Origin of the sequence: Streptomyces sp. NPDC001373, assembly GCF_042895815.1 — a bacterium.
Classification (GTDB): Bacteria; Actinomycetota; Actinomycetes; order Streptomycetales; family Streptomycetaceae; genus Streptomyces.
The window spans coordinates 342587-352581 of the sequence record NZ_JBIAWQ010000003.1; the positions used below are offsets into that span (position 1 = coordinate 342587).

Annotated in this window: 10 protein-coding genes; 7 read left to right on the forward strand and 3 right to left on the reverse strand. The window is 75.9% G+C overall.

The features are described from left to right. Positions 1-126: 126 nt before the first annotated feature. Positions 127-897 carry a GntR family transcriptional regulator gene (locus ACFY15_RS09770; protein ID WP_390687246.1) on the forward strand — a complete coding sequence of 257 codons (771 nt, stop codon included), beginning with the start codon at positions 127-129 and terminating at the stop codon, positions 895-897. Between the two features lie 134 nt (positions 898-1031). Here ACFY15_RS09770 and ACFY15_RS09775 read toward each other — a convergent pair whose 3' ends face one another. Then, on the reverse strand, positions 1032-3188 hold the full coding sequence (locus tag ACFY15_RS09775; protein WP_390825313.1) for an MMPL family transporter: 2157 nt from the start codon (positions 3186-3188) through the stop codon (positions 1032-1034). A gap of 325 nt (positions 3189-3513) precedes the next feature. Here ACFY15_RS09775 and ACFY15_RS09780 point away from each other — a divergent pair, with 325 nt between their 5' ends. The 4 genes from ACFY15_RS09780 to ACFY15_RS09795 all read left to right on the forward strand — a co-directional run bounded on the left by ACFY15_RS09780 (position 3514) and on the right by ACFY15_RS09795 (position 6213). After that, entirely contained in the window at positions 3514-4698 is a 1185-nt protein-coding gene (locus ACFY15_RS09780) for a sensor histidine kinase (protein WP_390687248.1), read from the forward strand. Further along, positions 4695-5363 carry a response regulator gene (locus ACFY15_RS09785; protein ID WP_390687249.1) on the forward strand — a complete coding sequence of 223 codons (669 nt, stop codon included), beginning with the start codon at positions 4695-4697 and terminating at the stop codon, positions 5361-5363. Before ACFY15_RS09780 ends, ACFY15_RS09785 begins: the two co-directional genes overlap by 4 nt. Positions 5364-5504: 141 nt before the next feature. After that, on the forward strand, positions 5505-5735 hold the full coding sequence (locus tag ACFY15_RS09790) for a hypothetical protein (RefSeq protein ID WP_390687250.1): 231 nt from the start codon (positions 5505-5507) through the stop codon (positions 5733-5735). A 136-nt stretch (positions 5736-5871) separates the two neighbouring features. After that, positions 5872-6213 carry a hypothetical protein gene (locus ACFY15_RS09795; protein WP_390687251.1) on the forward strand — a complete coding sequence of 114 codons (342 nt, stop codon included), beginning with the start codon at positions 5872-5874 and terminating at the stop codon, positions 6211-6213. Between the two features lie 18 nt (positions 6214-6231). Here the strand turns inward: ACFY15_RS09795 and ACFY15_RS09800 are convergent, their stop codons facing one another. Both ACFY15_RS09800 and ACFY15_RS09805 read right to left on the reverse strand, forming a co-directional pair. Beyond that, entirely contained in the window at positions 6232-6969 is a 738-nt protein-coding gene (locus tag ACFY15_RS09800) for a hypothetical protein (protein ID WP_390687252.1), read from the reverse strand. A gap of 88 nt (positions 6970-7057) precedes the next feature. Next, positions 7058-8350: an MFS transporter gene (locus tag ACFY15_RS09805; protein WP_390825379.1), complete on the reverse strand. Its 1293-nt coding sequence runs from the start codon at positions 8348-8350 to the stop codon at positions 7058-7060. Between the two features lie 128 nt (positions 8351-8478). On the opposite strand from ACFY15_RS09805, the gene ACFY15_RS09810 reads away from it, so the two are divergent. Further along, positions 8479-9576 (forward strand): AI-2E family transporter, encoded by a 1098-nt coding sequence (locus ACFY15_RS09810; protein WP_390687253.1) that lies wholly within the window; start codon positions 8479-8481, stop codon positions 9574-9576. 42 nt (positions 9577-9618) lie between these two features. Next, positions 9619-9864 carry a DUF6158 family protein gene (locus ACFY15_RS09815; RefSeq protein ID WP_390687254.1) on the forward strand — a complete coding sequence of 82 codons (246 nt, stop codon included), beginning with the start codon at positions 9619-9621 and terminating at the stop codon, positions 9862-9864. Positions 9865-9995 lie beyond the last annotated feature (131 nt).

Consider the following 9995-nt stretch of genomic DNA (forward strand, 5'->3'; position numbering starts at 1 on the left):
GCGGCGGAGCCGGATTCGGCCAAGGTGGCGCTGGCCGGCGGGGATCCCTGTTTCGAAAGGTATAGACCAATGCTAGGTTGATGGGGCAGACCGCGCCATCCTTGACCACCCGTCAGAGGAGAAGCCATGCCCTCCCCTTCGCGGGGCATCGGCCCCGCCGCCGTGCCCAAGTACCAGCGGATCGCCGCAGCGCTGCGGGACGAACTCGACCACGCCGCCCGGACCGCCGGGGGCAGACTGCCCTCCGAACGCACCCTCGCCGCCCGCTACGAGGTCAACCGGCAGACCGTCCGCGCCGCCCTCCAGGAGCTGCGCGCCGACGGACTGGTCGTCACCGGCCGCCGGGGCACCCGAGCCGCCCCGCCCCCGGAGCCCCCGCGGCCGCCCCGGCCCGCCGGCCGGCAGGGCGCGCCGGGCCCCGCGCGCCCCGCCGCGCCCGCCCGGGCCCGAATCGCCCTGGCCACCGTGCCGCCCGCGCTCGCGGCGCTGCTCGGGACGGGCGCGCGGGAGCGCACCCTGGTCCACCACCACCGCGTGTACGCCGCCGACGGCCGCGTCGTCCAGCACACCGTGACCTACCTCGACCCGCGTACCGTCGCCCGTACCCCGCAGCTCGCCGCCTACCTGGAGCGGCCGGCGGCCGCCGGTGAGGAGGACCTGCGGCCCCTGCACCGCTGGCTGGAGCGGGCCGCGGCCCGGGGCCGCACCGCCGAGACCATCACGATGACCCGCACCAGCCACCCCGCCGGCGTGTCCTCCGCCTGCGGGCTCTCGGTCCGCAGGACCGTGCACGACGCCTCCGGCCGGCTGGTCGCCGTCACCGACCTGGCCTTCCCGGCCTGGGACCGGGTCACCTTCCACCGGGAGCCCGAGGCCATCGCCTTCCGCGTCGGCTGAGGCTCCGGGAGCGGCGGTCCGCCACCGCGGGGCCCGCGCGCCGGGGGCCGCCGGGGCCCTGCCGGGCCCCGGGTCCGGGTACGGCGCCGGGCGACCCGGAGGCGTACCGCCCGGCGGGCCCCCGGCCCCGGCCCTCAGCCGACCGGGACCCGCCCGGGCTCGGGCCGTTCCGCCGAGGGCGCCGCCTCCTTCGGGCGGGGGCGCACCGGCCACCACAGGGAGCGGCCCAGCAGGGCCGCCAGGGCGGGGACCAGGACCACCGACAGGGCGAACGCCGACAGCAGGATGCCCACCGCCGTCGCGAATCCGGTCTGCTGGAGGCCCGGCTGCGGGCTGACCGCCAGGCTGCCGAAGGAGGCGGCCAGCACCAGGCCCGCCGCCGCGATGGCCGGCGCCGTGTGCCGGACCGCCCGGCCCACGGCGGCCCGCGCCGGGCCGGGGCGCTCCATCTCCTCCCGGATCCGGTCGGCGATCAGGATGTTGTAGTCGGTGCCGAGGGCCACCACGAACAGGAACAGCACCAGCGGCAGGGTGAAGTCCACCCCGGGCCGTCCCAGCGCGTGCTGGAACACCAGTGTCGCCGCACCCAGCGTGGCCGTGAACCCGAGCCCCACGGACACCATCAGCACCACCGGCGCGAGCAGGCTGCGCAGCAGCACCAGCAGGATCAGCGCGATCAGCACCGCCGCCACCGGGAAGATCACCTCCAGGTCCTCGCCCACCGCCACCGCGATGTCGGCGAAGACCGCGGCCGTGCCCCCGACATGGGCCTCGGTCCCGGTCGGCACGTGCGCCCGTACGGCCGTGCGCACCGGACCGGACACCAGGTCGCGGGCCCGCTGCCCGCCCGGCTCGGCCGCCAGCACCAGGTCGATGCGGGCCGCCCGGCGGTCCTCGCTCAGCACCGTCGGGGCGACCTGCCCCACCCCGGGCACCCGCGCGAGCGCCCCGGCCAGCCCCGCCACCCGCTCGGCGGTCATCGGGGCGCCGTCCTCTGCCCGGACGAAGACGGTCGCCGGGTCCGAGGCCCCGGCCGGCATCGACCGGGCGATCTCCTGCGCCGTCAGCACGGCCGCGGTCCGCTCACCGCCGTCGCCGCCCTGCCCGTAGTCCATCCGCACCCCTGCGGCCCCCGCCGTCAGGGCGCCCAGGACCACCACCGCGGCCACGGCGTGGGCCACCGGCCGCCGGGCGATCCGCTCGCCCAGCCGCCCCGCCGCACCCGGGCGCGGAGCCCGCCGCAGCGAGCGCGAGGGCCAGAACATCCGGCGGCCCGTCACGGCCAGCAGCGCGGGCATCAGCGTCAGGCTGCCCAGCAGCATCACCAGCACCGCCACCGCGATGGCCGGGCCCAGCACGCGGAACTGGCCGAAGGAGGCGATCCCGAGCGTGGCGAACGCCGCGACGATCGTCAGCGCCGCCGAGGTGACCGCCGTGCCCACCCGGCCCGCCACCTCGGCCGCCGCCTCGCGGCCCGACTGCGCGGGATGGGCGCGCAGCTGCTCGCGGAAGCGGAACAGCAGGAAGAGGAAGTAGTCGACGCCGATGCCGATCAGCACCACATTGATCAGCCCGGGCGTGGACGGGGCCAGGTCGATCCCGGTCAGCAGGGCCGCGCCGACCACCGCCCCCGCAGCCGCCCCGCCGACGATCGTCACCGTCACCAGCGGCAGCAGGGCCGCCGCCAGACTGCGGAACACCAGGACGTGGAGCAGCACGATCAGCCCGGTCATCACCAGGCCGACGACCAGCGTGCGGGTCTCCTCGGCGTCGACGGTGTCCACGGTCGTCGCCAGCCCGCCCGTGAACCCGGTCCGCAGCCCCGCCTCGTGGAAGGCGCTCCGCGCCTGCTCCCGGAAGGCCCGGTAGGTGCCCTGCACCCCCGGGTCCTGCGGATTGCCCGTCAGTTCCACGGGCAGCAGCCGGAAGGCCCGGTCCGGGGCCGTGGCCCCCGCGCCGATGCGGGGCACCTGGGAGTGGTCCTGCATCAGCGGCGGGTCGTCCTTCGACCGGGGCATGACCACCCGCTGCCGGGCCAGCCGCGAGGCCACCTCCCCGATCCTCCGTTCGTCGGCCGCCGACAGGGCCGCCCCGTCCGTGCGGGCCACGAGCACGGTCAGCGGGTCGGCGTCCGGCCGGATCCCGAAGTCCTCCTCGGCGATCCGCAGCGCGGCGGCCGAGTCGTAGCTCCGGGGCAGGAAACCGCCGTTGCCGGACTGGGTCGCCCGGTGCACGAACGCCTGGCCCAGGATCGCCAGCGCGATGCCCACCACCGCCCAGACGGCGATCACCTTCCACGCGTGTCTCGTCGAACATCCCGTCAGGGCGCGGATCACTTCTCTCCTCCGGTCTCTGCGACGTGCACCGCCGGCGCACCGCCGACGGGCTTCCAGACCATCAGCCGGCCGGGCCCCGCGCGTCCGGGCAGGGGAGGATCCGCCCCTCGGGACCGGGGTCCGGCTCCGGGCCCGGACCAGGACCACGGTCCTGGTCCGGGCCCCGACCCGGGGACGGCGCCCGGACCAGGGGCCTTTGCCAGAATGGGGCTCCGCGCGACGGCCGCGCGCCGCCCCGGACCGGCCGGGCGGGAGCGGCCCGCGGAGGAAGCGGGAAACGATGGGCACGCGCGCCGAGCGCCTGGAGTGGACGCGGGGCGACGGACTGGTGGCGGCGGGGGCGGCGGCCATCGACCTCATCGGTCTGTCCCTCAGTGCCGTGGTGGACGGGCCCCCCTTCACGGCCACCGCCGCGCTCGGGCTGGTCCTCGCCGCCCTGACCCTGCTGTTCCGGCGCCGGTACCCGGTTCCGGTGCTCGGCGCCGTGCTCGCCCTGGGCATGGTGGTGAACGTCGTCACCCCGGCGGCGCCGCACTTCGGCCTGGCCCTGACCGTCGCCCTCTTCACCGTGGCCCGCAGCTGCCGGCCCGCCGTGGTCGCCGCCGCCGGTCTGGCCTCCGTGCCGCTGGCCGCCGTCGGCCTGGGCGGCTCCCTGCTCCCCTCCGGCATGAACGTCCTCACCAACGCGCTCGCCGGCGTCCTGGTCGTCGGCGCCGCCGTTGCCGCCGACCGCTGGCAGCGGGAGACCGAGGCCAACCGGCGGCTGCTCGCCGAACGGGCGGTGGCCGAGGAACGCCGCCGGATCGCCCGCGAGCTCCACGACATCGTCGCCCACCACATCACCACCATGCAGCTGATGGCCGGCGGCGCCCGCGCCAACCTCGCGCACGACCCCGGCGCGGCCCGCGACGCCCTGGTGGTCCTGGAGGACTCCGGCCGGATGGCCCTCGGCGAGATGCGCCAGCTCCTCGACGTGCTGCGGGCCGGGGAGGAGGCGGAGACCGCCCCGCCCGCCCCGCAGCCCGGGACAGCCGACCTGGAGCGGATCGTCGCGGAGTCCCGGCTGGCCGGCATGGACACCGAGTTCACCGTCTTCGGAACGGTCCGCCCGCTGCCGCCCACCGTCGGCCTGACCGTGTTCCGGGTCGTGCAGGAGGCCCTGACCAACGCCCGCAAGCACGCCGGGAACGCGGGCGCCCGGGTCCTGCTGACGTACCGTCCGCAGGAGGTGGCCGTCGAGGTCTGCGACGACGGCCCCGGGGACGGGGCGCGCCGCTCGGTTTCGCGGCACCCGGGCCGCGGCGGGTACGGTCTGATCGGCATGCGTGAACGCGTCGCCCTGCACGGCGGCACCCTGGAGGCCGCCCCCCGGGAGGACGGCGGCTTCCGGGTCGCTGCCCGCCTCCCGGTCCCGGCCGCCGCCGGGGCCCCGGACGGGGCACAAGGAGAGGAACACCGCCGATGATCCGCGTACTGATAGCCGACGACCAGCCGCTGGTGCGGCGCGGCCTGAGCCTGATCCTGGCGCCCCAGCCGGACGTCGAGGTCGTCGGCGAGGCCGGGGACGGCGCCGAGGCGGTCGCGCTCGCCGGGCGGCTGCAGCCCGACGTGGTGGTGATGGACATCCGCATGCCCGTCCTCGACGGGGTCCGCGCCACCGGGGAACTGGCCCGCACCCACCCCCGATCCCGGGTCCTGGCGCTGAGCACCTTCGACATGGACGAGTACGTGGTCGCCGCCCTGCGCGCCGGCGCCTACGGGTTCCTGCCCAAGGACGTCTCCCCCGAGGAGCTGATCGCCGCCGTCCGTACCGTCCACACCGGAGAGGCCGCCGTGGCCCCCAGGCTGCTGACCCGGCTGATCTCCACCTACGTACGGGCCGCGGCCCGCGAGCCCCGGCCCGCCCCGGCGGACCCCGCCGGACTCACCCCGCGCGAGCTGGAGATCTGGCGGCTGCTCGCCCGCGGGCTCGACAACGCCGAGATCGCCGCGGAACTGGACATCAGCGTCTCCACCGTCAAGAACCACATCACCGGCGTCTTCGCCAAGCTGGGGGTACGGGACCGCGCGCAGGCGGTGATCGCCGCCTACGAATCGGGGCTGGTCGAGGCGGAACGGAGGACCACTTGATCACCAAGTGCCCGCAGTCGGCCCGATTTCACCAGCCGAAACGGCCCTGACCTGCCGGAACGCAGGACCGTTCACCCGTGCGGAGGAGGCACCCCCCATGGCACAGTGCCAGGAGCGCAACCTCCGGACCAGGGAGCCCCCATGCCTGACCCGCACGCCGTGCCGCCGCTGCTGACGGCCGCCCCCGAGTGCCGGACCGAGCCGGGTTCGCTGCCCGACTGTCCCCGCTGCGCCGCCCCGCCGCGGCGGGTCTCCTGGCGCCAGCGCACCGGTGAGCCCGTGCTCCTGGTCTTCGAGCCCTGCGGGCACCGCCACGGCTCCCCGGCCCCGCCGCTCCTCTCCGTCACCGCACCCCACCCGCTGCGCCGTTGAGCCGGGCCCCCGGCCGCCCGGCTCATCCCGGGCGCCCGTGACCTCGTATCCTGCACCCGAGCTCACCCCCGAGCAGCTTCGAAGAGACGAGCCGTGCCGCGCCGTGCGCCGGACCGGCGGGAACGGGAGAACCCTGATGGACGTGCAGCACTTCGAGCGGATCACCGCGTTCATCGAGGCGCGGCTCACCCCGCTGTTCGACGCGGAGACCGGAAGTGAGCGCGGCTTCGCCATGGACGACACCTCCCGGGCCCTGCGCGCACTGCGCAACAGCGTGCTGGAGGCCTCCGCGGTCAAGGGGCTCATCGCGACCCGCGAGACGGCCGAGCCGCTCGTGCGCAAGGTCATCGACCAGTCGGTCGAGCACCACTGGGACGTACTGCGCGGCATCGCCCGCCAGTGGGAGGACCACGCCGACTTCCGCAAGGAGTTCAAGCGCCACGCCTGGGAGCTCGACGGGGCCCCCGCCTCGGACTGAGCACCCCCGGCGGCCGGATCACCGGCTGGGCGCGCCGCCGATCATGTAGCCGATCCGGCGCTGGAGCCCGCTCCAGCGCCGGTCGTGCCGGTAGGCCCGCCGGATGGTCCGCGCCCGGGTCCGCGGCCGGCGGGTGTAGAACCGGCGCGCCCACGGGGACACCGGCCGGGCCAGGCGCACCGCCGCGATCAGGGCGATCAGCGGGACCACGGCCCCGAGGACGGCCAGCCGCGGCTTCCCCTTGAACAGGGCGACGACCGCCAGCACCAGGTTGAGCACCACCGTGCCCATCACGAACCACCGGTTCTCCGTCTCCTCGTCGGTCAGGCCGTCCACCCCGAGCGGCAGGAACCCGCACAGCAGCAGCCCGGCCAGGGCCGTGGTCAGCAGCACGACCTCCACGCTGAGCGTGCCCTCCTTGCTCCAGTAGACGTCGCTGAGGTGCAGGATCAGCGCGAACTCGTCCAGCACCAGGCCCGTGCCCATCCCGAACAGCACGGCCGCCAGCCCGGCGCCCCACCCCTCCCGGCCGCCCGCGATCGAGGTGAAGCCGCCCACGGTCATCAGCACCACCCCGGGCACGCAGTGGTGCACGTGCAGCCCGCCCGGAGTGACGTTGCGGAAGGGGCCCCTCCCGGCGCGGATCATCCGGGTGACCACCCGGGTCGCCGCGAAGGTGACGACGAACGAGGCCAGCGCGAGGAGCAGGGGCAGCTTCCCCGGCTCCACGATGTTGCGGTACCACCAGTCGCCCATGGCGTCACCCTCCCGGCGCCGGCCCGCCCCCGCACCGCGGGGACCGCCGTTCGGGCGCCCGGTGCGGGCGCCCGCACCGGGCGCGGGATCAGGCCGCCGCGCCCGCCGGATCCGCCTGCGCGGCGGACTCCTCCCGGGCGGCCCGGCGGCGCAGCGCGTCCTCGTCGGTGTCCGCGTCGTACGAGATCAGCCTGGGCAGCATCGCGGCCAGCAGCGCCACCGACGCCACACAGGCCAGGCCCCCGCTCCAGAACGCCGGCCGGGTCCCGGTCCAGCCCGCCGTCGTACCCGCCCGGACCTGCCCGAGCTGGGGCCCCACGCTGTACGACAGCACCTCGATCCCCGCCAGCCGCCCCCGCAGCTCCTCCGGGATCGTCTGGTTCCAGATGGTGGAACGGCCCAGGGCGCTCAGCATGTCGCCCGCGCCCGCCGCCGCCAGGCACACCAGCACCAGCCAGATGTCCGGAAACCAGCCCGCCGCGGCGATCGCCAGACCCCACGCGGCCGCCCCGAAGACCACCAGCAGCCCGTGCCTGCGCACCCGCGACACCCAGCCGCTGGTCAGACCCAGCACCAGCGAGCCCACCGCGCCCGCCGCGTACATCAGGCCCAGCGCCCACTCGGCGTCGAGCTCGTCCGCGAGGAACGGGAAGATCGTGTTGGGGAACGCGAAGAACATCGCCGCCAGGTCCACGGCGTACGTCCCCAGCAGCACCGGCCGGCTCCACGCGTACCGCGCCCCCTCGGCTATCGCACGCAGCGACGGCCGCTCCCCGCCGCCCGCGGGCGGGGCCGGCCGCAGCCGCGCGCACAGGACCACCGAGACCGCGAAGCCCACGACGGTCACCCCGTACGCCGGGGCGTACCCGGCGTACGCGACGACCACTCCGGCCAGCGCCGGCCCGGCGATCGCCCCGAACTGGTAGCGCAGCGCGTTCAGCGCCGCGGCGGCGGTCAGCTGGTCGTGCGGCACGATCCGCGCCATCAGCGAGTCCAGGGCGGGGCGCTGGAGGCCGCTCAGCGCCGATACCCCCGCCGCCACCACGTACAGCGGCCACAGCAGCGGGTCCGGCAGCAGCGCGTTGACCAGCAGCACCAGCGCCAGCACCCCGAGCCCGGCCTCGGTCAGCAGGATCAGCCGCCGCCGGTCGACCGCGTCCGCCAGCGCGCCCCCGTACAGACCGCAGACCACCAGCGGGACGAGCTCCACCGCGCCCATCGCACCGACCGCCAGCGGCGAGTCCGTCAGGTGCTTGATCTGGAGCGGCAGGGCGATCATCGCCATGAAAGAGCCGAAGAAGGTGACCGTGCCCTGGAAGAAGAGGAGCCGGAAGTCGCGGCTGGAACGCCAGGGGGAGAGGTCGGGCAGTACGGAGGACAGACGGGAGCTACTCACAACCGGCCATCGTGCGGGCAGGCCGCACGCCCCGGCAACGGTTTTTCGCCCCGGACGGGTCAAAACGGGATCCGGCGCGTGGCAGGGGCCGCCCCCGGTGGCAGCCATGGGTCATGCCCCCGGTGTCCCCTTTCCTGCGCACGGCGGCGTCCTATGCCTGGCGCCTGCTGGTTGTCGGGGGTGCCGTCTACGCGGTCTTCGCCGTCCTCGGCCGCTTCCACGAGATCGGCGTGGCGCTGTTCCTGGGCCTGGTCGTCACCGCGCTGCTGTCGCCGCTGTCCCGCCGGCTGGCCCGGCTGGTGCCTCGCTCGATGGCGGTGGCCGTCAGCCTCATCGGCAGCGCGGCCCTGCTGCTGGGCGTGTTCGCACTCGTCGGCGAGGCGGTGGCGGGGGAGAGCGACCGCCTCGTCAGGGAGTTCCGCGAGGGCCTCGTCAGCATCCAGGAAGGGCTGGAGCGCCCGCCGTTCCGCCTGGGGTCGCAGGCCCTCTCCGACATCCAGGCCCGCCTCGGGGAGTACGTGTCCTCCCACCGCTCCGCCCTGCTGAACACGGCCGTCAGCGGCGCCGGGCAGGTGGTGCAGTGGCTCACCGTCCTGGCGCTCGCCGTGTTCTCCTCCGTCTTCTTCCTGCACGGCGGCGACCGGCAGTGGGCCTGGTTCTGCGCCCAGCTGCCCGAGGCCGCGCGCGAGCGGGTGGGCCTCGCCGGGCGTGCGGCGTGGCGCACGTTCACCGGCTACACGCACGGGATCCTCCTGGTCGCGGCCACCAACGCGATCCTGGTCGGGGTGGCGCTCTACTTCCTCGGGGTCCCGCTGGCCCTCCCGCTGGCCCTGCTGGAGTTCTTCGCCGCCTTCATTCCCCTGATCGGCTCCCCGGTCGCGCTCGCGATCGCCACCGTGGTCGCGCTGGCGGCGAAGGGGCCGCTCATCGCGGCCGTGGTGCTCGCCCTCATCGTGGTGATCGGCCAGATCGAGGGCCATCTGCTGCATCCGCTGGTGATGAGCTGGGCGGTGGCGCTGCACCCGCTGGTCGTGGCCGTCTCGGTGGTCGCGGGGGCCATCGCCGCCGGGGTGGTCGGCGCCGTGGTGGCGGTGCCGCTGGTCTCGGTGACCTGGTCGGTGCGCTGCGCCCTGCGCGCCCACGCCGCCGCGGCCCCGCTCCTGCCGCCGCCGGAACCCCCGCCGGAGGTGGCCTCCGGGCCGGACGGCTGAACCGCCGCGACGCGTCTACCGTAGGACGTGGAGGTGGTTGCCATGGCAGAGCGCTCCGGCGGAGCGGCGCCGCGCGATCTCGAGGACGGCCGGTTGCTGCGGGAACTGGAGACCATCCACCGCACCCGCCACGAGACCCTGCTCCACGGCTCGGACGACGCGCTGGCCACGCACACGCAGCGGCTGAAGGAGCTGGAGGACGAGTACCTCCGGCGTCACCCGCAGCGCGCCCCCGCCTCGGGCCGCACCCGGGAGGGCGCCCGCGCCCGCACCCCGGCCGAACCGTAGCCGCCTGCCCGCCCGTCGCCTCGCATGCCGGCGGGGGGGGGTTTATTCCCCCCCGGCTGGGTGGGGTCGGGGGGGGGGGGGGGGGGGTGCGCCCGGGGGGGCGGGCCGGGGGGCGGGTGAAGCGGACGCCC

Excerpts from the sequence above, each read along its gene's own strand:
- ACFY15_RS09770 (WP_390687246.1), top strand. The coding sequence starts at position 127 with ATGCCCTCCCCTTCGCGGGGCATCGGCCCCGCCGCCGTGCCCAAGTAC.
- ACFY15_RS09780 (WP_390687248.1), top strand. The coding sequence starts at position 3,514 with ATGGGCACGCGCGCCGAGCGCCTGGAGTGGACGCGGGGCGACGGACTG.
- ACFY15_RS09785 (WP_390687249.1), top strand. The coding sequence starts at position 4,695 with ATGATCCGCGTACTGATAGCCGACGACCAGCCGCTGGTGCGGCGCGGC.
- ACFY15_RS09790 (WP_390687250.1), top strand. The coding sequence starts at position 5,505 with ATGCCTGACCCGCACGCCGTGCCGCCGCTGCTGACGGCCGCCCCCGAG.
- ACFY15_RS09795 (WP_390687251.1), top strand. The coding sequence starts at position 5,872 with ATGGACGTGCAGCACTTCGAGCGGATCACCGCGTTCATCGAGGCGCGG.
- ACFY15_RS09800 (WP_390687252.1), bottom strand. The coding sequence starts at position 6,969 with ATGGGCGACTGGTGGTACCGCAACATCGTGGAGCCGGGGAAGCTGCCC.
- ACFY15_RS09810 (WP_390687253.1), top strand. The coding sequence starts at position 8,479 with ATGCCCCCGGTGTCCCCTTTCCTGCGCACGGCGGCGTCCTATGCCTGG.
- ACFY15_RS09815 (WP_390687254.1), top strand. The coding sequence starts at position 9,619 with ATGGCAGAGCGCTCCGGCGGAGCGGCGCCGCGCGATCTCGAGGACGGC.